This window comes from Caulobacter sp. GW456-12-1-14-TSB4, from assembly GCF_059424195.1.
Map to the genome: position 1 here is coordinate 39,614 of NZ_JBWKZF010000008.1, position 21,415 is coordinate 61,028.

The 21,415-nt window shown below is 69.0% G+C and carries 28 protein-coding genes; 20 read left to right on the forward strand and 8 right to left on the reverse strand.

What is annotated here, in order from left to right; translation table 11 throughout:
- Position 1 precedes the first annotated feature (1 nt).
- From AC07YH_RS09585 to AC07YH_RS09595, 3 genes are read left to right on the forward strand one after another with little or no spacing between them, the layout of a single operon-like run.
- Positions 2-505, forward strand: a complete 504-nt coding sequence (locus AC07YH_RS09585) for a MarR family winged helix-turn-helix transcriptional regulator (protein ID WP_494746779.1) — start codon at positions 2-4, stop codon at positions 503-505.
- A 13-nt stretch (positions 506-518) separates the two neighbouring features.
- A complete protein-coding gene (locus AC07YH_RS09590; protein WP_494618815.1) occupies positions 519-1,220 on the forward strand; it encodes a response regulator in 702 nt (233 codons plus the stop codon).
- Positions 1,221-1,234: 14 nt separating this feature from the next.
- The gene (locus AC07YH_RS09595) at positions 1,235-2,575 is read left to right on the forward strand and encodes an ATP-binding protein (RefSeq protein WP_494746780.1); all 1,341 of its coding nucleotides are present in this window, start codon (positions 1,235-1,237) and stop codon (positions 2,573-2,575) included.
- Here AC07YH_RS09595 and AC07YH_RS09600 read toward each other — a convergent pair.
- The 4 genes from AC07YH_RS09600 to AC07YH_RS09615 all read right to left on the reverse strand — a co-directional run bounded on the left by AC07YH_RS09600 (position 2,572) and on the right by AC07YH_RS09615 (position 5,049).
- On the reverse strand, positions 2,572-3,114 hold the full coding sequence (locus AC07YH_RS09600; protein WP_494746781.1) for a TetR family transcriptional regulator: 543 nt from the start codon (positions 3,112-3,114) through the stop codon (positions 2,572-2,574). The two genes, AC07YH_RS09595 and AC07YH_RS09600, sit on opposite strands and share 4 nt — an antisense overlap.
- Before the next feature lie 166 nt (positions 3,115-3,280).
- Entirely contained in the window at positions 3,281-4,063 is a 783-nt protein-coding gene (gene proC, locus AC07YH_RS09605; RefSeq protein WP_494746782.1) for a pyrroline-5-carboxylate reductase, read from the reverse strand.
- A gap of 89 nt (positions 4,064-4,152) precedes the next feature.
- Entirely contained in the window at positions 4,153-4,659 is a 507-nt protein-coding gene (locus AC07YH_RS09610) for a type III secretion system chaperone family protein (RefSeq protein ID WP_125156682.1), read from the reverse strand.
- A 132-nt stretch (positions 4,660-4,791) separates the two neighbouring features.
- Positions 4,792-5,049 (reverse strand): accessory factor UbiK family protein, encoded by a 258-nt coding sequence (locus tag AC07YH_RS09615; RefSeq protein ID WP_494746783.1) that lies wholly within the window; start codon positions 5,047-5,049, stop codon positions 4,792-4,794.
- A 115-nt stretch (positions 5,050-5,164) separates the two neighbouring features.
- On the opposite strand from AC07YH_RS09615, the gene lgt reads away from it, so the two are divergent.
- The 9 genes from lgt (at position 5,165) to AC07YH_RS09660 (ending at position 12,867) form a co-directional block, all read left to right on the forward strand.
- Complete coding sequence (gene lgt, locus AC07YH_RS09620; protein ID WP_494746784.1) at positions 5,165-6,064, forward strand: prolipoprotein diacylglyceryl transferase; 900 nt, start codon at positions 5,165-5,167, stop codon at positions 6,062-6,064.
- Positions 6,051-7,124, forward strand: coding sequence for a class I SAM-dependent methyltransferase (locus AC07YH_RS09625; protein ID WP_494746785.1), 1,074 nt, complete (start codon positions 6,051-6,053; stop codon positions 7,122-7,124). Before lgt ends, AC07YH_RS09625 begins: the two co-directional genes overlap by 14 nt.
- Positions 7,121-7,909: a peptidoglycan editing factor PgeF gene (gene pgeF / locus AC07YH_RS09630; RefSeq protein WP_494746786.1), complete on the forward strand. Its 789-nt coding sequence runs from the start codon at positions 7,121-7,123 to the stop codon at positions 7,907-7,909. Before AC07YH_RS09625 ends, pgeF begins: the two co-directional genes overlap by 4 nt.
- 127 nt (positions 7,910-8,036) lie before the next feature.
- The gene (locus AC07YH_RS09635; RefSeq protein ID WP_494746787.1) at positions 8,037-8,975 is read left to right on the forward strand and encodes a ribose-phosphate pyrophosphokinase; all 939 of its coding nucleotides are present in this window, start codon (positions 8,037-8,039) and stop codon (positions 8,973-8,975) included.
- A 142-nt stretch (positions 8,976-9,117) separates the two neighbouring features.
- The gene (locus tag AC07YH_RS09640; protein WP_494746788.1) at positions 9,118-10,176 is read left to right on the forward strand and encodes a hypothetical protein; all 1,059 of its coding nucleotides are present in this window, start codon (positions 9,118-9,120) and stop codon (positions 10,174-10,176) included.
- A 156-nt stretch (positions 10,177-10,332) separates the two neighbouring features.
- A complete protein-coding gene (locus tag AC07YH_RS09645) occupies positions 10,333-10,932 on the forward strand; it encodes a 50S ribosomal protein L25/general stress protein Ctc (RefSeq protein WP_494746789.1) in 600 nt (199 codons plus the stop codon).
- A gap of 90 nt (positions 10,933-11,022) precedes the next feature.
- Positions 11,023-11,640: an aminoacyl-tRNA hydrolase gene (pth, locus tag AC07YH_RS09650; RefSeq protein WP_494746790.1), complete on the forward strand. Its 618-nt coding sequence runs from the start codon at positions 11,023-11,025 to the stop codon at positions 11,638-11,640.
- A gap of 3 nt (positions 11,641-11,643) precedes the next feature.
- Positions 11,644-12,396 (forward strand): tetratricopeptide repeat protein, encoded by a 753-nt coding sequence (locus AC07YH_RS09655; protein WP_494746791.1) that lies wholly within the window; start codon positions 11,644-11,646, stop codon positions 12,394-12,396.
- A gap of 192 nt (positions 12,397-12,588) precedes the next feature.
- Entirely contained in the window at positions 12,589-12,867 is a 279-nt protein-coding gene (locus AC07YH_RS09660; RefSeq protein WP_494746792.1) for a hypothetical protein, read from the forward strand.
- Positions 12,868-12,873: 6 nt separating this feature from the next.
- Here the strand turns inward: AC07YH_RS09660 and AC07YH_RS09665 are convergent, their stop codons facing one another.
- The gene (locus AC07YH_RS09665; RefSeq protein ID WP_494746793.1) at positions 12,874-13,704 is read right to left on the reverse strand and encodes a pirin family protein; all 831 of its coding nucleotides are present in this window, start codon (positions 13,702-13,704) and stop codon (positions 12,874-12,876) included.
- Between the two features lie 122 nt (positions 13,705-13,826).
- Here AC07YH_RS09665 and ychF point away from each other — a divergent pair, with 122 nt between their 5' ends.
- The 6 genes from ychF to AC07YH_RS09695 all read left to right on the forward strand — a co-directional run bounded on the left by ychF (position 13,827) and on the right by AC07YH_RS09695 (position 17,703).
- Positions 13,827-14,927: a redox-regulated ATPase YchF gene (gene ychF / locus AC07YH_RS09670; RefSeq protein ID WP_494746794.1), complete on the forward strand. Its 1,101-nt coding sequence runs from the start codon at positions 13,827-13,829 to the stop codon at positions 14,925-14,927.
- Positions 14,928-14,931: 4 nt separating this feature from the next.
- Entirely contained in the window at positions 14,932-15,438 is a 507-nt protein-coding gene (locus AC07YH_RS09675) for a L,D-transpeptidase family protein (protein ID WP_494746795.1), read from the forward strand.
- Positions 15,435-15,920, forward strand: coding sequence for a hypothetical protein (locus tag AC07YH_RS09680; protein ID WP_494746796.1), 486 nt, complete (start codon positions 15,435-15,437; stop codon positions 15,918-15,920). Before AC07YH_RS09675 ends, AC07YH_RS09680 begins: the two co-directional genes overlap by 4 nt.
- Before the next feature lie 70 nt (positions 15,921-15,990).
- A complete protein-coding gene (locus tag AC07YH_RS09685) occupies positions 15,991-16,671 on the forward strand; it encodes a dienelactone hydrolase family protein (RefSeq protein WP_494746797.1) in 681 nt (226 codons plus the stop codon).
- On the forward strand, positions 16,671-17,351 hold the full coding sequence (locus tag AC07YH_RS09690; protein ID WP_494746798.1) for a dienelactone hydrolase family protein: 681 nt from the start codon (positions 16,671-16,673) through the stop codon (positions 17,349-17,351). Before AC07YH_RS09685 ends, AC07YH_RS09690 begins: the two co-directional genes overlap by 1 nt.
- A 4-nt stretch (positions 17,352-17,355) precedes the next feature.
- Positions 17,356-17,703, forward strand: coding sequence for a hypothetical protein (locus tag AC07YH_RS09695; protein WP_494746799.1), 348 nt, complete (start codon positions 17,356-17,358; stop codon positions 17,701-17,703).
- Position 17,704: 1 nt separating this feature from the next.
- On the opposite strand, the gene AC07YH_RS09700 is transcribed toward AC07YH_RS09695, so the two are convergent.
- Both AC07YH_RS09700 and AC07YH_RS09705 read right to left on the reverse strand, forming a co-directional pair.
- Positions 17,705-18,283: a DUF1579 domain-containing protein gene (locus AC07YH_RS09700; RefSeq protein ID WP_494746800.1), complete on the reverse strand. Its 579-nt coding sequence runs from the start codon at positions 18,281-18,283 to the stop codon at positions 17,705-17,707.
- A gap of 61 nt (positions 18,284-18,344) precedes the next feature.
- Positions 18,345-19,049, reverse strand: a complete 705-nt coding sequence (locus tag AC07YH_RS09705; RefSeq protein ID WP_494746801.1) for a TMEM175 family protein — start codon at positions 19,047-19,049, stop codon at positions 18,345-18,347.
- 92 nt (positions 19,050-19,141) lie between these two features.
- Between AC07YH_RS09705 and AC07YH_RS09710 the strand changes: the two genes are divergently transcribed.
- Together AC07YH_RS09710 and AC07YH_RS09715 are read left to right on the forward strand one after the other, a co-directional pair.
- Entirely contained in the window at positions 19,142-19,909 is a 768-nt protein-coding gene (locus AC07YH_RS09710) for a hypothetical protein (RefSeq protein WP_494746802.1), read from the forward strand.
- Positions 19,909-20,379: a GNAT family N-acetyltransferase gene (locus AC07YH_RS09715; RefSeq protein WP_494746803.1), complete on the forward strand. Its 471-nt coding sequence runs from the start codon at positions 19,909-19,911 to the stop codon at positions 20,377-20,379. The genes AC07YH_RS09710 and AC07YH_RS09715 overlap by 1 nt, the downstream gene beginning before the upstream one ends.
- Positions 20,380-20,558: 179 nt before the next feature.
- On the opposite strand, the gene AC07YH_RS09720 is transcribed toward AC07YH_RS09715, so the two are convergent.
- Entirely contained in the window at positions 20,559-21,413 is an 855-nt protein-coding gene (locus AC07YH_RS09720) for a cytochrome c1 (RefSeq protein WP_494746804.1), read from the reverse strand.
- Between the last annotated feature and the right edge of the window lie 2 nt (positions 21,414-21,415).

The following is a 21,415-nucleotide window of genomic DNA, read 5'->3' on the forward strand; positions in this document are numbered from 1 at the left end:
GATGATAGCCCCGCTGCAGCCCGGTTCGGACGATCCCCGTCTGATCCTCCGCGAGGAGGAGCTGGACGGCGGGCTGGAGCTGATCCTGCTGGCCGAGGCCTCGCTGTGGGCCGCCGTCGATGCGGCGCTGGAGGCCGAGACCCTGGGCCTGGGTCGCTCGCACTGGCGCGCGGCGTTCCTGCTGCGCCGCCGGCCGGGCATCGGGGTGCAGGACCTGTCCAAGCTGACCAGTCTCTCGAAACAAGCGGCCAGTCGCACCCTGGCCGATCTGCAGAAGGCCGGCCTGGTCGAGCGCGGCTCGGGCGACATGGACGCCCGCCGGCGTCCGGCGACCCTGACCCCCGAGGGCGTGGCGTTCGAGCAGCGCACGGCCGAGCGGCTGCGGGCGCTGCTGGCTCGGGCCTATCGCACGGGCGGGCTGGACGGCGTGGCCGGCGCCCGGCGGATCCTGGCGGCGCTGGCGGGACCGCGACAAGGGGTCGGCGCCGTCCGCCGCCAAACCTGATAGAGTTGTCGTCATGACTCCTGAGGAACGCCGCGAGCGCCACATCCTGGTCGTCGATGACGACGACCGCTTGCGCAAGCTGATCAAGGAATTCCTGACCCGCGCCGGCTTCCGGGTCACCGCCGCCGCCGACGCGGCCGGGGCCGACCGCCTGTTCGGCGCGCTGGACTTCGACCTGATGGTGCTGGACGTGATGATGCCGGGCGAAGACGGCATGGCCTTCACCAAGCGCCTGCGGTCCAAGGGCGGCGAGAGCGGCCGCACGCCGATCCTGATGCTGACCGCCCGCGACCAGACCGCCGACCGCATCGAGGGCCTGTCCAGCGGCGTCGACGACTATCTGGGCAAGCCGTTCGAGCCGCAGGAACTGCTGCTGCGCATCGAGGCCATCCTGCGCCGCTCGGCCGCCCGGCCGGTGGGGCCCAAGGCGCTGGTGTTCGGCCGCTGCAGCTTCGAGTCCGACCGGGGCGAGCTGACCTGCGACGGCGAGGTGATCCGCCTGACCGAGGCCGAAGTGACGCTTCTCCGCCGTCTGGCCCGCTCGGCCCACGAGCCGGTCGACCGCCTGGAGCTGGCCCGCGACACCGCCGACGCCACGGGCCGGGCGGTGGATGTCCAGGTCACCCGCCTGCGCCGCAAGATCGAGCCCGACCCCAAGAACCCGCGCTATCTGCAGACCGTGCGCGGCATCGGCTACCGGCTGGCGCCGGACTGATCGATGCGCCCCTGATGCGTCTCCGGACCAAGCTCTACATCCCGCTGTTCATCAAGCGGTGGCTGCCGACCAGCCTGTTCGGCCGTAGCCTGCTGATCATCGTGCTGCCGGTGGCGGTGATGCAGATCGCCGTGACCTGGGCCTTCTTCGACGCCCACTGGCAGTCGGTGACCAGCAAGCTGTCGGAGGGCCTGGCCGGCGACATCGCCTGGGCGGTGCAGTCGTACGATGACGATCCCAGCCCCGCCGCCATGGAGAAACTGGCCAAGCGGGCCGAGGACTCGATGTCGCTGTCGATCGCCTTCCAGAAGGGCAAGACGCTGCCGACCGGCCACCGGCCGTCGCTGTTCGCCGCGCTGGACCGCTCGCTGGACAGGGCCCTGGACGAGCGGCTCGACAACCCGTTCTGGTTCGATACCACCCGCTACACCGCCTATATCGACATCCGCGTGCAGGTGAAGGACGGGGTCCTGCAGATCTACGCCCTGCGCGACCGGGCCTACGCCACGCAGGGCCACATCTTCATCCTGTGGATGGTGGTGGCGACCATGCTGCTGACCGGGATCGCGATCCTCTTCATCCGCAACCAGGTGCGGGCCATCGAGCGCCTGGCCGACGCCGCCGACGCCTTCGGCCGGGGCGAGGACCACGACTTCAAGCCGCATGGCGCGCGCGAGGTGCGCCAGGCGGCGATGGCCTTCATGGCCATGAAGGCCCGCATCGTTCGCCACATCGAGCAGCGCACGGCCCTGCTGGCCAGTGTCAGCCACGACCTGCGCACGCCCTTGACCCGCCTGAAGCTGGAAATGGCCATGTCCGAGCCCAGCGAACAACTGGAGGCCATGAAGGGCGACCTCTCCGAGATGGAGCACATGATCGACGAGTACCTTGCCTTCGCCCGCGGCGAAGGCGGGGAGACCGCTCAAGTGGCCAATCTGTCGGAACTGGTCGAGGGCGTGGTCGCCGACGCCGAACGCGGCGGGGCGATGGTCGAGACCGAGATCACCCGCGACCTGGAGGCGCGGCTGCGGCCGCTGGCCTTCCGGCGGGCGCTGGCCAACCTGATCGACAACGGCGTGGCCCATGCCGATCGGGTGAAGGTGACGGCCACCGCGCGCCTGACCGGCGGCGTCGAGGTGGCGGTCGACGACGACGGTCCGGGCATCCCCGAGGACCGCTACGAAGAGGCCTTCAAGCCGTTCTCGCGGCTGGACGAGAGCCGGAACCAGAACGAGAAGGGCGTCGGCCTGGGCCTGGCCATCGCGCGGGACATGGCGCGCGGGCTGGGCGGGGATCTGGTGCTGTCGCGGTCGATGATGGGGGGCTTGAGGGCGTCTATCCGGTTGCCGGGTTAGAAGCCGGCCCCGATCTTGCCGAGCCGGTCGGCCATCTGCTTCAGGCGCTTGTCCAGTTCGGCCATCGTGCGGTTCAGCGCGCCTTCGTCGTCGCGCCAGACCTGGACCACGCGCGCCCAGACGGCGGTCATCGCGGCCAGGCGCGGGGCGGTGGCCTCGATGCCGGCGGCTTCCAGGACGGCGCGGGCGATGCGGGGGAAGCGGGCCGCCGAGGTCAGGACGCCTTCGGATTTCGCGATGGCGATCAGGGCGGCGCGGTGGGGCTCCATGGCTTCCAGGCGCGCCATGGCGGCGTCGAACAGGCGGTCGTGAACGTCGGCGGTCTCGGCGTAGTCGACGCCCAGCGCGGCGCGGTCGAAGCGGGCCGAGAGGTGAGCCAGCACCGCGTGCTTGCTGTCGGCCAGGCCGTAGAGCTCGGCGAACGGCACCTCGGCCTTCACGGCGATGTCGCGCAGGGCGATGGCCGGCCACGGCTTGTCGGCGGCCAGGGAAAGCGCGGCGGCGGCGGCGCGGTCGAGGATGTCGTCAGCGGCGGTCATGGACTCTGACATGGCGTGGGAAGGTGGCGGAGACAAGACTGCGAACGCAGCGCTGCCCCCTCAGTCGCTCCGCGACAGCTCCCCCAGCGGGGGAGCAGAATGGCGCAGCTCTCCTCCCTCTCTGGGGGAGAGGTGGGCCGGAGGGTCGGAGGGGGCAGCGCCGACGTTAGCCGCCGAGTTCCTTGGAACGCGCTACCGCCGCGTCCAGCGCCTTCGGCAGCAGCTCGCCGAACCCGCCCTCGCCCATCAGCACGCTCAGCGCCGCCGCCGTCGTGCCGCCCGGCGAGGTCACCTGCTTGCGCAGTTCGGCCGGTTCCTCGCCGCCCTTCTCCATCAGGGCCGCCGCGCCGATGATCGTCGCGCGGGCCAGTCGAGCGCTGTCCACCCCGTCCAGCCCTTGCGCGGCGCCGGCGGCTTCGAGCGCCTCGACGAAGGCGTAGAGATAGGCCGGCGCCGAGCCCGACACGGCTGTAGCCGCGTGCATCAGGTCTTCGTTCGGCAGGTCGACCACCGTCGCGACCGGCGCGAACAGCGCACGGGCCGCCGCGCGGGCCGCGTCATCCTCGGCATAGATGCTCGCCGTGCCCCGGCCGATGGCCACGGCCGTGGTCGGCATCACCCGCGCCACGCGCCGGCCGCCGAAGGCTTCGGCGATATCCGCCGCGCGCACGCCCGCCGCGATCGAGACCACAACCGCGTCGGCCGCCAGGTGCGGGACCACGTCCTTGACCGCCTCGCGCCAGATCTGCGGCTTCACGGCCAGCAGCACGGTCTTGGCCGCGCCCAGGGCTTCCAGCGGCGGATTGACCACCGCGCCTTCGAAAGCGGCGGGATCGACGTTCGGATCACGGATGATCAGGTCGGCGGTCGAGAAGGCGCCGGCGTCGCGCCAGCCCTCGGCCAAGGCCCCGCCCATGCGGCCCGCGCCGAGAAGAAGAATGGGGGTCATGCTCGACCTCATAGGGAAAGGGCTCCGACGATGATCTCGTCGGAGCCCTTAAGCTTCCAGAACCGCTCGGCCAAGGGCCAAGAAGGCGATCAGGCCTGGCCCACGGTCTCGAACATGCAGGCGGCCATGGCTTCGTCCGGGGTCTTGGCGCCCTGGAGCAGGAATTCGAAGGCCGGGAAGAAACGATCGGCGGCTTCCACCGCCGCGTCGATCATCGAGGCGGCCTGGGCCATGGTCGGGCGCTCGCCGGCCGGCAGGGCCAGGGCGTGGCGGAACACCACCTCGCCGTCCTCGGTCCAGACCTCGAAGTGGCCCAGCCAGACGCGCTGGTTGATCAGGGCCAGCAGTTCATAGGCGTTGGCGCGCTTGGACTTCGGCGCGCGCAGGTCCAGCGACAGGCACAGCTGCAGGCAATCGGCCTCGGGCCGCCAGGCGAACCACAGCTCGTAGTCCTTCCAGTCGCCCTTCAGCGCGAACGCCAGATCGCCGTCTTCGGTGCGATCGAAGGTGAGATTCTCGGCCGACAGCACATGCTCGACCACCTCGAGGGGATCGAGAGCCATCAGGACGTCGTCGTCTTCCGGTTGGGTGTCCATGAAAAACCTACGTCCCCGCCCGCGACGGCGGGGGGAGCCCCCGCCATGAATCGCTCACGTGCCAAGGGACACTAATCTGCTTCGTTGCGTTCGTCTCAACTCGCTTCACGCCGCGAGCGAGCGGTGATTCGCTTATTCGCCTGCGGACGAAGTTTTCTTCGCCGGCGCCTTCTTGGCCGCCTTCAGCTCGGCGACCTCTTCGCGCAGCGCCGCGACCTCGGCCTTCAGGGCCTCGAAATCGTCGCGACGGATCAGGTCGAACTCGGCCGCCAGACGATCGGCCTGCGCCCGCATGGCCGTCTTGGCCTCTTCGCTGGCCGTCTGGGCGATGCCCATGGCCGCCTGGGTCAGCTTGGCGAATTCGTCGAGGAAGGGGTTCTGGCTGTGCATCGCAATTCCGAGGGGCCCGTTAGGTGGGCGAGCGCTCTATATATGGGAAACGGGGGATGAAAGCGAAGCCCGAACGCTATAGTGGTGCGACCATCTGTCCCGCACGGAGCCGCGCGTGATCTTCCCGAACATCGATCCGGTCGTCCATATCGGCTCGTTCGCCCTGCAATGGGGGCCGCTGGCCCTGCGCTGGTACGCCCTGGCCTATGTGGCCGGCATCCTGCTGGGCTGGCGCTTCGCCGTCCGCATGACCCGTACGCCCAGCCTGTGGGGCGGCCGTACGCCGACCGCCACGCCGTTGCAGATCGACGACCTCGTCCTCTGGATCACCTTAGGCATCATCCTGGGCGGACGCATCGGCTACATCCTCTTCTATATGCTGATGAACGCCGACCAGCGCGCCTGGCTGCTGGCGCACCCTCTGGACGTCTTCAAGATCTGGGAAGGCGGCATGTCCTTCCACGGCGGCTTCCTGGGCGTCTGCGCGGCGATCGCCCTGTTCGCCCGCCAGCAGAAGATCGACGTGCTGAAGCTGGGCGACCTGATCGCGCCGGTGGCCCCGATCGGCCTGTTCTTCGGCCGCATCGCCAACTTCATCAACGGCGAGCTGTGGGGCCGCCATACCGACGGCCCGTTCGGCGTCATCTTCTGCAACGAGACCATCCAGGCGGCCAATCGCGGGGGCTGCCCGGCCGGCGGCGCGCCGCGCCATCCCAGCCAGCTCTATGAAGCGGGCCTGGAGGGCCTGCTGCTGTTCCTGATCCTGGCCTTCGCCGTCTATCGCCTGAAGTGGCTGCAACGGCGCGGCGCGATCGTGGCGACCTTCCTGATCGCCTATGGCCTGTTCCGGCTGTCGCTGGAGAACGTGCGCAATCCTGACGTCGGCATGCCGAACTTCCCGTTCGGCCTGACCATGGGGATGATGCTGTCGATCCCGATGTTCCTGGTCGGCGGCTGGCTGATGTGGAAGGCGCTGAAGGAGCCGGTGGTCGAAGAGGCTCATGAGCCTGCTTGATCGCCTGAAGGCGCAGATCGCCCAGGACGGGCCGATCGGCGTTCCCGAGTTCTTCACCCGCTGCCTGCACGACCCGCGCGACGGCTACTACGCCCTGCGGCCCGATCTGGGGGCCGGCGGCGACTTCATCACCGCCCCGCTGGTCAGCCAGATGTTCGGCGAACTGATCGGCCTGTGGGTGCTCGAGACCTGGACGCGCATGGGTCGGCCCTCACCGTTCCGCCTGGTCGAGATGGGGCCGGGCGACGGCACGCTGATGAGCGACCTGCTGCGGGCGGGGAAGCTGGACCCGGACTTCCTGGCGGCCGCGCAGGTGTGGTTGGTTGAAGTGTCGGCCCCGCTGCGGGCTCGACAGGCCGAGCGACTGGGCGACACGCCCCGCTGGGTTGGACGGCTGGATGAAGTGCCGGCCGGTCCGATGATCCTGGTGGCCAACGAGCTGCTCGACTGCTTGCCGGCGCGGCAGTTCGTGAAGACCAAGGACGGCTGGGCCGAGCGGGTGATCGGCCTTTCCGAGGACGGCGAGCTGGCGTTCGGGCTGCGCGGCCTGGGCAAATCGCCTGACGCGGCCCCGCTTCACCTTCCCGAAGCGGATGAAGGCGGCATCTGGGAATCCTCTCCCGCCCAGGCCGCCCTGGCCTCGGACATCGCCCATCGCCTGACGACCGACGGCGGCGCGGCGCTGCTGATCGACTATGGCCGCGACGTCCCCGAGGCCGGCGACACGCTGCAGGCCGTGCGCAACCATCAGAAGGTCGACCCGCTGACCACGGCCGGCCTGGCCGACCTCACCGTCTGGGCCGACTTCCCGTCGGTGGTCGCCGCCGCGCGGGAAACCGGGGCGAAAGCCGGGCCGATCCTCAGCCAGGCCGAGTTCCTGCTGGCCCTGGGGATCGAGGCCCGCGCCCAGGCGCTGGCGGCCGCCCGCCCCGATCGCTCCGAACAGATCGCAAGACAGCTTGATCGCCTCGTCGGCAAGGCGCAGATGGGCGCTCTGTTCAAGGTCGCGTGCCTGACCGCGCCCGACCTTTCGCCCCCCCTCTTCGAGGACGCGACATGACCAAGAAGCCCGACCTGCCGACCATCCAGTCGCCGCTGCTGTCCAGCCTGCCGGGGATCAAGCACGCCTTCTTCACCCGCAAGGGCGGGACCTCGACGGGCATCTACGACAGCCTGAACGTCGGGCGCGGCAGCAAGGACGATCCGGCCGACGTGGTCGAGAACCGCGCCCGCGCCGCGCGCTGGTTCGGCGGCGATCCGGAAGACCTCAACACCTGCTACCAGATCCACTCGACCATCGCGATCAAGGCCGACGGCTCGTGGGGCGATGTCCGTCCGCAAGGCGATGCGGTCGTGACCCGGACGCCGGGCGTGATCTGCGGGGCCCTGGCGGCCGATTGCGCGCCGGTGCTGCTGGTCGATCCCGAAGCCCGGATCGTGGCCGCCGCCCACGCCGGCTGGCGCGGGGCCCTGGACGGCGTCGTCCAGGCCGCCGTCGACACCATGGTCGAGCTGGGCGCCAGGCCCGAGCGGATCACCGGCGTCGTCGGCCCCTGCATCGGTCCGAAGTCCTACGAGGTCGGGCTGGAGTTCCTGCAGAAGTTCGAGGCCGACTGCCCCGGCTCGGGCCGGTTCTTCAAGCCGGGCGCGAGCGACGACAAGCGCTTCTTCGACCTGCCGTCGTTCGTGCTGGACCGGCTGGAGACCGCCGGCGTCGAGCGCCGCGAATGGGTCGGCCGTGACACGCGGGCGGAAGAAGAGTGGTTCTTCTCCAACCGCCGCGCCTTCCTAAACGGCGAGGGCGACTATGGTCGTCTGCTGTCGGCGATCAGCATCGAAGCGTGAGGCGCCGAAACCACGCGGACGATCCTCCGCGTACGGAAGCGAGAAAGTCTGGTCGTTAACACTTGCCCCCGGGCCGATCGCTGCTAGAAGGCCCCGCATCGGCCGCCCCCCACCCCGAGATATCCCCATGAAGCTGCTGTCCGGCAACTCCAACCGCCCGCTGTCCCAGGCGATCGCGGAATATCTCGACATGCCGCTGACCCGCGCCCAGGTGCGCCGGTTCGCCGACCTCGAGGTGTTCGTCACCATCGACGAGAACGTGCGGGGCGAGGACGTCTTCGTCATCCAGTCGACCAGCTATCCGGCCAACGACAACCTGATGGAGCTCTTGATCTGCATCGACGCCCTGAAGCGCGCGTCGGGCAAGCGGATCACGGCCGTGCTGCCCTACTTCGGCTATGCTCGCCAGGACCGTAAGACCGGCGGCCGCACGCCGATCTCGGCCAAGCTGGTCGCCAACCTGATCACCCGCTCGGGCGCCGACCGCGTCCTGACGATGGATCTGCACGCCGGCCAGATCCAGGGCTTCTTCGACATCCCGACCGACAACCTGCTGCCCTCGCGCCTGATGGCCGACGACATCCGCAAGCACTATCCGATGGGCCCCGACCTAATGGTCGTCTCGCCGGACGTCGGCGGCGTGGTGCGCGCCCGCGCCCTGGCCAAGCGCCTGGACGACGCCGACCTGGCCATCGTCGACAAGCGCCGCTCGGGTCCGGGCCAGTCGGAAGTCATGAACATCATCGGCGACGTCAAGGATCGCCGCTGCATCCTGTTCGACGACATCGCCGACTCGGCCGGCACCCTGTGCAACGCCGCCCAGGCTCTGATGAGCCACGGCGCCAAATCGGTCAGCGCCTACATCACCCACGGCGTCCTGTCGGGCGCGGCGGTGGACCGCGTCGCCGGCTCGGTCCTGACCGAACTGGTGGTCACCGACTCGATCGAAGCCTCGGACCAGGCCAAGACCTGCCCGAAGATCCGCTACGTCTCGTGCGCCCCGCTGATCGGCGAGGCCATCCGCCGGATCGCCAACGAAGAGTCGGTTTCGAAGCTCTTCGACTAAAGCCTATCGGGCGAGAGGCGAGCCCGTACTCGCCTCGCGCACGGCCCCGCTTGTAAAAGCTTGGTTAACGGGGCGACAGTCACATTGTCGCCGACCTGGCTTGCTAAGCGCGCCACCAAGACTTGATGGGGAACTTCTAGAAATGCGTCTTCAATCGCGTACGCGCGTCGTCCTGACGACGACCGTCGTGGCGCTGGCCGCCCTGATGGCGGCCTGTAGCTCCCCTGCGCCCGCCCCGCCGCCGCCGGTCGTGCAGGCGCCGCCGCCGCCGCCGCCGATCACCCTGTCGGCCAGCATCGTCGAGCGCGCCAGCGCCTTCCGCGGCTACATGGCCCGCGCCGCCGCCGTCTCGCCGACCTTCCAGAACGGCGACCAGATCCAGGCGTCGCTGAAGTTGGGCGCGGCCTACGAGACCAAGTCGTTCATGAACGGCGCGGTGGCCTACGCCGCCGTCCTGGCCCTGCAGGACCCCACCTTCGTCGCCTCGGTGCGCGAGGTCGCCAAGGACCCCGCCCAGCGCCAGACGATGATCACCAACATCTTCTCCAACCCGTCGTACGCGGCCGTGTTCAAGGGCAGCGACAGCGCCGCCGGCCTGATCATCGACACGATCGGCACGGACGGCCTGAAGGTCTACATGGCCGGCAAGGCCGTGAAGCAGTCGGCCTATGACGTGCAGAAATCGACCTGGTCGAAGGGCGCGGTCGTCGATCGCGACGGTCGCCTGGCGTCCGCCAAGAGCCTGTCGGCGACCCCGGCCCTGGCCGAGAGCGCCGACGTGGCCGTGCTGCAGCAGGCCTCGACCGGCGGCCAGTCGCTGGGCCTGACCCCGCGCGCGGCGCCGGCTCCGTATCAGCCCGTGGTCATCCGCGGCCTGGCCGTGGCCGCCCTGGCCGCCCTGGGCGCGGCCGGCGACAACAACCTGGCCTCGATCGACGCCCTGAGCGCCGACTGGGCCACGGCCAACTGCCTGAACATGGCCAAGCTGAACCTCTATCAGTGCCTGGCCGTGGCCAAGCCGCACTACGAGGACATCTTCTGCCTGGGTCAGCACATCCTGATCGACACCGGCGCCTGCGTGGTGAAGGCCTCGGGCGCGACCCTGCCGCCCGAACCGCCCCCGCCGCCCAAGGCCGAGCCGGTCAAGAAGACGGTGGCCAAGAAGGCTCCGGCCAAGAAGCCGGCCGCCAAGAAGGGCTGATCTTCCACCCTATTCCAGCCGAAAGGGCCGGGCGTTGCGTCGCCCGGCCCTTTTGTGTATGTAGCGCGACCCTAAAACGACCGGGCGAGCGTGGCGATCCAGCCATAGGCGCGAGGTCACAGAAGAGAGCATCCGGCTCTCTAGAAAGACAGTCCCATGGCCGAGATCATCCTGAACGTTGAAGTCCGCGAAGGCGCCGGCACCGGCAACGCCCGCGCCACCCGCCGCGAAGGCAAGGTCCCCGGCACCCTGTACGGCGGCGGCAAGGCCCCGGTGAACATCGCCGTGAAGATCAACGAATTCCGCAAGTCGCTGTACACCGGCAAGCTGCTGGGTCACCTGGTGACGCTGCAACACGGCGACGAAAAGCAATCGGTCATCGCCAAGGCCGTGCAATTCCACCCGGTCACCGACGAGCCGGTCCACTTCGACCTGTTCCGCGTCAGCGAGCACCAGCTGATCAAGATCGAAGTGCCGGTGCACTTCAAGAACCACGAAACCTCGATCGGCATGAAGAAAGGCGGCTCGCTGGAAGTCATCCGTCACGTCGTCGAGCTGGCCTGCCCGGCCGACCAGATCCCGGAAGAGCTGGTCATCGACCTGGCCTCGCACGACATCGGCGACACCATCCGCATCTCGGAAGTGAAGCTGCCGGAAGGCGTGAAGCCGGCCACGGACCGCGACTTCGTGATCGCGACCCTGAAGGCCTCGTCGGCCGCTCAGTCGGGCGCCGGCGACACCACCACCGAAGGCTAATCGCCTCTCGGTCGGGTCACCGATCTGATCTAAAGAGCGGGCGGGCCTCATGGTCCGCCCGTTTTTGTTTGTCCCCTTGAGACCTTTGCGATGCTGATCCTCGCCGGCCTGGGCAATCCCGAGCCCAAGTACGAGAAGAACCGCCACAACGTCGGCTTCATGGCCGTCGACGCCCTGGCCCGCAAATGGGGCACGGCCCCGTGGCGCGCGCGCTTCCAGGGCCTGGCCTGCGAGGGTCAGGTCTCGACCCCGGACGGCGTGGTCAAGCTGCTGCTGCTCAAGCCCAAGACCTATTACAACGAGAGCGGCCGCGCCGTGGGCGAGGCCATGAAGTTCTTCAAGCTGCAGCCCTCCGACGTCATCGTCTTCCACGACGAGATCGACATGGCCCCGGGCCGTTTCCGCATGAAGGCCGGCGGCGGCGCGGCCGGCAACAACGGCATCCGCTCGGTGACCAGCCAGGTCGGCGACGCCTTCCGCCGCGGCCGCATCGGCGTGGGTCATCCGGGCCACAAGGACGCGGTCATGCACTACGTGCTGGGCGACTTCCACAAGGTCGAGCACCAGTGGCTGGACCCGATGCTGGACGCCATCGCCGACGCCCTCCCCTTCGCCGCCGTGGGCGACGACGAACGCTACCAGGCCGAGGTCATGCGCCTGGCCCCCGCCCCGAAGGCCGACCCGCGCAAGCCCGCCAAGGAGGACTAAAGGATGTTCTCGCTGCCTCTGCCGCTGATCGGCCTGTCGTTCCTGTTCGCCATCATCCTGTGCGTCCACGTGGTCCGCACCGGCCAGCAGATGTACTGGCTGTGGATCATCCTGGCCTTCCAGCCGATCGGCGGGATCGTCTATTTCGTGGCCGTCATCGCCCCGCCCTGGTTCGGCGGCCGCACGGCCCAGAAGATGGGCCAGGCCGCACGCAAGGCCATCGACCCGCAGCGCGAGTACCGCGAGGCCGCCCGCGCCGTCGAGGACACCGCCACCGTCGCCAACCGTGTCCGCCTGGCCGTGGCCGCCACCGAGCTTGGCAAGCACGCCGAGGCCGAGAAGCTCTACGCCGACAGCCTGACGGGCATGTACGCCGATGACCCGCAACTGCTGCTGGGCCGCGCCAACGCCCTGATCGAGCTTTCCCGCCCCAACGACGCCCTGCCGCTGCTGGAAAAGCTGGCCGAGTCGCCCACCGGCGGCCGCACCGCCCACGTCATGCTGGCCCTGGGCCGCGTCTACCACGCCCTGGGCCGCGAGGAGCAGGCCGAGACCGCCCTGCACTGGGCCGCCGACAACTATCCGGGCTTCGAGGGCATCGCCCGCTACGCCGTCTTCCTGGCCCGCATGGACCGCAAGGACGAGGCCCGCGTCCAACTGGCCGAGATCGACAAGCGCCTGTCCAAGACCCACGCCCACTTCCGCAAGGAGGCCAAGAGCTGGCGGGACTTCGCGGCGGCGGCGGTGGGCGGCTAGGCGGATCGAAATTCAAGTCAGCGGGAACCGACCGCGCCCAGGCGATTTCTTCTAGCGTCCGGACAGCGCCTTTCGCGGCTCTGGGGACACGAGCGGCCCGGCTAGACGCGCCCCCCCGACGAATGCCGGGCCGCTCCTTCTTTCTCCACAGCTTTCGCTGACCCATAAGCGCGTCTCGCGCGTTCTATGCGGATGGCAAGACCCCCCAAGCCGCCGCATACCGGCCAAGGCGAACTGACGATCGCACGTCAGGTTCACCCCGTGACCTTCTCGCTGCACTATCTGGACAACCGGGGCCTGCGCTCCGCCAAGGGCGGCCTCACCGGCGAGCCGGAGGCGATGCGCGAGGCGTTCCGGCGCGGCCGCGTCCATCTGGCGCTGGATGACGGCAAGACCTTCGAGGTCGCCATCGTCGCCCACGCCGAAGGCAGCCCCACGGCCTATTTCGAGAGCGCGGTCGATATCCGCTAGCGCGCCTTAGAACCGGCCGCGCTGGAAGTCCTCGAACGCCTGCAGGATCTCCTCGCGGGAGTTCATGACGAACGGGCCGTGCCAGAACACCGGCTCCTTGATCGGACGACCGGCCAGCAGCAGCACGCGGGCGTCGGTGACCGCCTCAACGCGGACGGTGTCGCCTCGGCCGAGGAACACGCCCGACAGCGCGTCCACGGTGTCGTGAGCGACGCGGACCTGGCCTTCATAGACGGCCAGCATCGTGTTGCGGTCATCGCCGACCGGCTCCTCGAACACGGTCCCCGCCGGCAGCACGACGTCGAAGTACAGGGCGTCGACCGCGCCGCCGCCGATCGGGCCGGCCGTGCCCGCGTCCGTGACGCCGGAGATCACCTTCACGGTGACGCCGTCGTCACGCGCCTCGACCGGGATCGCGTCGCTCTCGAACTCCGAATAGCCGGGTTCGCTCATCTTCAGTCTGGCGGGCAGGTTCACCCACAGCTGGAAGCCCCGCATGCGACCTTCGGCCTGCTCGGGCATCTCGGAATGGACGATGCCCTTGCCGGCCCGCATCCACTGGATGCCGCCGGGGCCGATGATGCCCTCGCGGCCGGTGTTGTCCTTGTGACGCATCCGGCCTTCCAGCATGTAGGTCACGGTCTCGAAGCCGCGGTGCGGATGGTCGGGGAAGCCGCCCATGTAGTCGGACGCCTGGTCGTTGTCGAAACAGTCCAGCATCAGGAACGGGTCGAACATCTGAGCCTCGGGCGTGCCCAGCATCCGGGTCAGCCGCACGCCGTCGCCATCCGAGGCGGGCATGCCCTTCACGATCTTCAGAACGGGACGAACGCTCATGGGGGTGCTCCTTTGCGCCTTTGATATCTGATGCGGTTGCAGTTCTTGCAAGGGGCTGAGGCTGTTCGCGTTTCCCGCCCATCCGTGGTAATCGCCCGCCCAACGAAATCCACGAGAGTTCCATGGCCCTTAAAGTCGCCATCGTCGGCCTGCCCAACGTCGGCAAGTCCACCCTGTTCAACGCCCTGACCCAGACGGCGTCGGCCCAGGCCGCGAACTATCCGTTCTGCACGATCGAGCCCAACACCGGCGAAGTCGCCGTGCCCGAGCCGCGCCTGGACGCCCTGGCCAAGATCGCCGGCTCCAAGGAAATCATCCCGGCCCGCATCACCTTCGTCGACATCGCCGGCCTGGTGCGCGGCGCGTCCAAGGGCGAAGGCCTGGGCAACCAGTTCCTGGCCAACATCCGCGACTGCGACGCCGTGGCCTTCGTGGCCCGCTGCTTCGAGGACGGCGACATCGTCCACGTCGAGGGCCGCATCGACCCGATCAGCGATCTCGAGATCATCGAGATGGAGTTGATGCTGGCCGACCTGGAAAGCCTGGAAAAGCGCGTCCCCGCCCTTGAGAAGCGCGCCAAGGTCGGCGCCGACAAGGAAAGCGCCAACACGCTGCGCCTGGCCAATATCGCCCTGGCCCTGCTGCGCGAAGGCCGTCCGGCCCGCGCCGCCAAGATCGACGCCGACGACGAGAAGGCGTGGCACATGCTGCAGCTGCTGACCTCGCTGCCGGCGCTGTACGTCTGCAATGTCGACGAAGGCTCGGCCGACAAGGGCAACAAGTATTCCGCCCTGGTCGCCGAACGCGCCGCCAAGGACAACGCCAAGAGCGTCGTCATCTCGGCCCAGATCGAGAGCGAGATCGCCCTGCTGGACTCCGAGGAACGCGCCGAGTTCCTGGAAACCCTGGGCCTGGAAGAGCCGGGCCTGAACCGCCTGATCCGCGAGGCCTACACCCTGCTGGACCTGCAGACCTATTTCACGGTCGGCCCCAAGGAAGCCCGCGCCTGGACCATCCACGTCGGCGACACCGGCCCGCAGGCGGCCGGCGTCATCCACACCGACTTCGAGAAGGGCTACATCCGCGCCGAGACCATCGCCTACGAAGACTTCGTCAAGCTGGGCGGCGAAGGTCCGGCCAAGGAAGCCGGCAAGATGCGCGCCGAAGGCAAGGAATATGTCGTCAAGGACGGCGACGTGATGCACTTCCGCTTCAACGTCTAGAACGGTGCGGCGCCTCGCTCTTGCCGGGGCGCTGCTGCTGACGGCCTGCGGTTCGCCGCAGGCCGCGACGCCCGCTGTGGCCGCCTCGAGCGTCGACCGCATCGTGGTCGAGAAGGCCGCCCACCGCATGACGCTGTACGTCGGCGCGCGGGCGGTGCGCACCTACAAGGTCTCGCTGGGACGCGGCGGCCTGGCGCCCAAGACCCGGTCCGGCGATCGCCGTACGCCCGAAGGCGACTACCGCATCACCGGCCGCAACCCCGGCAGCGCCTATCACCGCGCGTTGCGCATCGGCTACCCGACGCCCGCCCAGAACCAGGCCGCTCGCGCCCGAGGGATCGATCCCGGCGGCGACATCATGATCCACGGCCTGCCCAACGGCCGAGGCCATCTGGCCTCCCTCTACAAGCGCCAGGACTGGACCGACGGCTGCATCGCCGTCACCGATCCCGAGATCGAGGAGATCTGGCGCCTGACCCGCGACGGCGCGGCGGTAAGGATCGTCCCGTGAGTGCGGAGGCCGCGCTCGAGGTTCGTCCATCCCGACTGAAGGCCGCCGGCTGGCTCGGCGCCTTCGTCCTGCTCATGATCGGCTTTGGCGTCTTCGGCGATCACAAGACCTGGCCGCTCTATCTCGGCTCGGCGATCCTGGTCGTCCTGCTCTCGACGCCGGCCTTCTTCGACATCGCGCCGCGCATAGTCCTGACCGCCGAGGGTCTCGGTTGGCGCGAAGGTCAGAAGGAGACGCTCTCCTTCCTGGCTTGGAGCGAAATCATCGCCGCCGACATCGAGAGCGTCGGCGACGACGTTCGCTGCCTGCGCCTGAAGACGGCCTCGCCACCGATCCTCCAGCGCATCGCTTCCGGGCGCGAGCGTAACGGAACGATCGACATCCCGGTCGAGCGCCTGACCTTGTCCGAACGCCAGCTGATCGTCGCCATACATCAGCGCGCGCCGCACCTCTTCACGCGGGTGTCGCGCCGCCAAACCTGAGCAACGCCGCTTGACCAGGAGGGCCATGCGCCCCTTGGATGCCCGCCAGTTCCTTCGAGGGAGTACGCCTGTGTCCGACACCATCACCCTGACCTCCGCCATCGACGGCTTTGCCTTCACCGCCCTGCACGCTCAGCCGCAAGACGCCCGCAAGGGCGGGGTGGTGGTGATCCAGGAGATCTTCGGCCTCGACCAGTACGTCCAGGCCGATGTCGCGCGCTGGGCGGCCAAGGGCTTCGAGGTGCTGGCCCCGTCGATCTTCGACCGCGCCGAGCCGGGCTTCACCGCCGAGCATGATCCCAAAGGCTTCCAGACGGGCGTCAGCTACGTCCAGAAGGTCGGGATCGACGCCATGCTGTCGGACATCCAGGCCTGTATCGACGAGCTCTCCGCGCGCGGTCCGGTGTTCGCGGTCGGCTATTGCCTGGGCGGCTCGCTGGTGTGGCTGTCGGCGGCCCGGCTGAAGGGCCTCGCGGCGGGCTCGGCCTATTACGGCAGCATGATCGCCGCCAACGCCGAGCTGGCGCTGAACGCGCCGGTGATCGTGCATCTGGGCCGCCAGGACGGCCACATCCCGGCTGACGAGGTCAAGGCCAAGGTCGAGGCCGCACATCCGGACGTGGCAGTCTATGTCTATGAGAACAGCGGCCACGGCTTCAACAATGACGGCCGTCCGGATAGCGACCTAGCCGACGCGGAGCTGGCCCGTGAGCGGACCCTGGCGCTGTTCGCCGCCAATGGGGCCGCCTGATGGGCGAGCGGATCGCCCTGGCCTGCCAGGAAGACGGCGCGCCGTTCGCCGCCTACCACGCGCCGCCACAAGAGGCCCGGCGCGGCGGGATCGTCCTGCTGCACGCCATCTGGGGCGTCACCCCGCACCTGCGCCAGCTGGCCGACAACCTGGCCGAGCAGGGCTATGAGGTCATCGTCCCCAGCCTGATGGACGCGGCCGACGCCGACTTCCCGGCCGAGGACACCACGCCTTCGATCCTCGACGTCCGCATGGCCATGGGCAAGGCGACCGGCTGGGGCGTCTCCACCCTCCCCCGCGTCCAGGCCTGCATTGACGCCCTGCCGGGGCCGGTGTTCGCCATGGGCTTCTGCTATGGCGGCACCACGGCCTGGCTGGCGGCCTGCCGCTGCGAGGGGCTGACGGCGGTCTCGGCCTTCTATGGCGGCGACATCGTCGCCTATCGCGAAGAGACGCCCAAGGTCCCGACCATCCTGCACTTCGGCAAGACCGACAGCATGATCCCGCTGGCCGATGTCGAGGCGATCCGCGAGGCCCATCCGGACCTGCCGATCTATCTCTACGAGGCCGGACACGCCTTCGTGGCCCCCAATGGCCATAACCCCGACAGCGCCAAGCTGGCCCTGCTGCGGACCTCGCAGCTGTTCCACCGCTCGGGCGGGGCGAAGGGCGAGGCCTGAGGCCTTGGACTACCTGCTCCTGGCTGTCCTCGCGGCCTGGCCGGTCTGGCTCCTGATCATCAAGCCCTGGCGCGTGATGGCCTTCAGCCCGCAAAGCGACGTGTTGCGCATCAAGCGCGACTTCGAGGGCCAGGGCCGGACGGTCACGGCCGTGCGTCGCGACGGTACGGACTGGGGCGGTCGCTATCAGCCCACCTTCCGGCGCTACGCGGTGGTCGTGCGGCGGCATGACGGCGAGACCGCCGAGTTCCCGGTCGGGGTGGCGTTCGGCCTGTCCTCGGACGCCGAGTTCAGGGACTACGATCCCGAGCGTCGCCGGGCCTTTTTCCGGGGCTCACAGAGCCACTTCTGACCTACTTCGGCGGGATGGCCCCCGCCGTCGGCCAGGCGCTGTCGCCAATCCGCTTGAGGTTCATCTCGAAGAACTGCACCGGGGCCTGGCCGGCCACGACCCGCTCGCCGATCTCGCGCCAGGCGCCGTCCTTGACCACGGCGGTGTAGCGGATGGTCATCGGGCCGGCCGGAATCTCCCAGACATAGCCGTCGGCGGTCGGCGTCAGCTTGAAGTCGCCCGCCTGGCCCATGGCGTAGGACCGCATGGAATAGACGCCCGTCGCGGGCTCGAACGAGATCACCCCCAAGGCGTTGAAGCCGGTCGAGCCGTCGGGATTGTAGCCACGCCCCTCGACCACCTTGACCGAGCCGCCCAGCAGCGGGCCGATCCGCTCAGCCTGGGTGATCTCGTGACGGCCGGTCGGGCCGACGTTCCAGGCGGAGCCGCGCCACGTCCCGTCCATCCACGAGAGCGTCTTCATCGCCTCGGCCTGGGCGGCGATGCGCGGACCGGGGTCGGGCGGCATCTGGGCATGGGCGACGCCGGCCCCTAGGGCGGCGACAGCGGCCAGAGATGCGGCGACGAGCGTGCGGGCCATGGCGATCCCCTTCCACGAGCTCACGATCGAGCCCCGATTCAGATCTTACTCGTATACTTTGTTATGCAAAGTTCTTGTCGTCAACAGGCTTGCGGGCCAGCCGCTGGCCCAGCGGCACCCGCAGGCCGATCGCCAGCGGGATCAGCCAGTAGGCGAAGCCGGGCAGCCACGGGGCCGCCGCCATGGGTCCGAAGGTCAGGCCGGCCGAGACCAGGCCGGAGACGACGGCGAAGGTCCAGATGTCGCGGCTGAGGCGGATCGAGGCCAGGCTCTCGGCCGCGATCCCCAGACGGTCGCGATGGTTGAGAGCGTGCTGGTACAGCGCCGTGAACAGCCCCGCCAGGATCGCGAAGCCGACGCCATAGACCCGGAAGAGGTCGCGCAAGTCGTCCAGGGTCCGGATGATGTCCTTGCCCGGCAACAGGCCGCGCGACATCCAGCCGAAGCCGGACTCAATCAGCATCCGCAGCGGGAAGACATAGACCAGCACCGTGAAGACGATGGCCAGGGCGTTCAGGGTCGACAGGGTGTCGCGGCGCGGGACGAGGCGCCCGTACTCGCGATAGGCCAGCCAGAACATGGCGATCAGGGCGAAGGCCCCCAGCGAGGCCGGGATGCGACCCAGCGCCCGCCATAGGGCGTCGAGGCTGGCCGTCGGCTCGGCGCTGGCGATGATCAGCAGGGTCACCGCGAAGGCGAAGGCCGCGTCGACGAAGGCGTCCAGCCGCTTGCCGGCGTCCAATTCCGGATCGTGTCTGTCGGTCATGCTGGCCCCTCTGTCCGGCGCGAGAATGAACGACGTTCTTCCACGCTGTCGAGACCGTCGCCGAAGCGTCACGGCTGAGTTAGGCTGGCCGCATGCGTCGCCGCGTAACCGTCCTGGCCCTGATGCTCGCCCTGCCCGCCGCGCACGCGGCCCGGGCGGGCGAGACGGCGTGCTGGTTCGAGAACGGGGCGGTCATCGCGCCGGCCGTGGTCGGAAACATGGCCGGCGACTATGTCATCGACCTTTCGGCCCCGCGCACCCTGCTGCACGAGACCAAGGCCCAGATGGAGGGCGTCACCGTTCCCGAACTGATCCTGCCCGTTCAGGTCGCGGGACTGAAGGCGCCGGCCGTGTCGGTCAGGGTGGCCGACCTCGACGCAAGGGGCGCGGGCTTCGTCACCCCGATCGCCGGCGTCATCGGCATGGACGTGCTGGCCGGCCACAGCGTCGAGATCGACTTCGCCCACTGCCGGGTGCGTATCGACCAGCCCTGGAAAGCGGCCCGTCAGGTGGTCTTGCCGGTCGAGGTGATCGAGGGACTGCCGACCATCGTCGCGGCCGTCAGCGACGGCCCCACGGCGCGGCAAGGGGCCTTCGCCATCGACACCGCCTCCAAAGCCATGACGCGGCTGTCGACGCGGGGCGCGACGGCGACGGGGAAGCTGGACGTCGGCGCCCGCCACCAGGCCCCGGCGCGCCTGCGGGCCCTGTCGATCGGCGGGGTGCTGGCCGAGAACGTCCCCGCCTCCCTGGCCGACGACCTGCCCGCGGGCGTCGATGGGACCCTGGGCACGGCTTTGTGGGCCCGTCACCGCCTGCGCCTGGCCGCTGACGCCCGCACCTTGTCGGTGGCGCCGTAGTGCTGATCGAACTCAATTCCGAGGATTTCGCCGGCCTGCTGCGTGACGAGGCGCCCGCCGCGCTGCGCCTTTGCGACAGCCCCTTGGCCCCGCCCGAGGTGTTGGCCATGCTGAAGCAGCTGGCGGACCACATCCGCATGGTCTTCCGTCCCGCCGCCTGGATGATCGTCGAGGACGGCGAGGTCGTCGGCCTGCTGTCCCCGACCCAGCCGCTGAACGCCCAGGATCGCAGCTTGCACGTCGGCTACGGCGTCGCCCCCACGCGATGGGGGAGAGGGGTCGCGACCCGCGCCGTGGCCGACCTCGTCGCCTGGGCTCGGGAAGACGTCCGCGTACGGGCCCTGACGGCCGACACCTCGATCGATAACCCCGCCTCGCAGACGGTGCTGAGCCGCAACGGCTTCCAGATCGTGGGCGAGCGGGAGGACAGCGAGGACGGGCTGCTGATCCAGTGGCGGTTGGAGGTCTAGAACCTCCCCATCTTGTCATCCCGGCTCTCCGCTGCGCTGCGGCCGGGATGACAAGCTATTGGGACAAAGAAGAAGGGCCCGGTGTTTCCACCGGGCCCTTCGAACTTACTGCCGGAGCAGAGCCGCCCGGAGCGCGTTACCGCGCTCCATCTTTAAAGGCTAAGCCTGCTCAGGCAGGCTCAGTGCGACTCGTTGCGCCACACCGTCTTGTAGCTGGCGTACAGCAGGCCCGAGAGCAGGACGAGGTAGATCAGAACGGCGAAGCCGGTCTGCTTGCGCTCTTCCAGCTTGGGCTCGGCGGCCCACATCAGGAACGCCGAGACGTCCTTGGCTTGCTGGTCCAGGGTCGACTTGGTGCCGTCGTCGAACGTCACCAGGCCGTCCTTCAGCGGCGGGGCCATGGCGATGAAGCCACCGGCCGGAACATGCTCATGGCTGCCCGACCACGCCGACGACAGGTCGCCGGGGAAGTACGGGTTGTAGTGGCCGCCGGTCGGGACCTTCAGGCCCGCCGGGGCCGGCACGTAGCCGGTCACGATCGAGTAGATGTGCGCCGGACCTTCTTCGCGGGCCTTGGCCAGCAGCGACATGTCCGGCGGCAGGGCGCCGCCGTTCGAGGCGCGGGCCGCGGCTTCGTTGGCGAACGGGCCCGGGAAGTGATCCGCGCTGGTGGCCGGACGCTTGATGGCGTCGCCGGTTTCACCGTCGATGTCGGCGACCTCGTAGTCCTTGGCGATCGCCTTGACCCACGGGTTGTCGTTCGAGTTCGGGTACTTCTCGCTATAGAACGGGCCGCCCTTGTCGCCGAGGTTGCGGAACGCGACCAGCTTCATCGAGTGGCAGGCCGAGCAGACCTCGCGATAGACCTTGTAGCCGCGTTGCAGCTGCGCCTGGTCGAACTTGCCGAAGGGGCCTTCGAACGACCAGTGGACGTCCTTGGCTTCCTTGGCCCCGCCGTTAGCGAGGGCCGGACCAGCGGCGCCGACGATCAGGAGACCCGCCGCAGCCGCGATAACCGAGAGTTTGCGGAGCATCG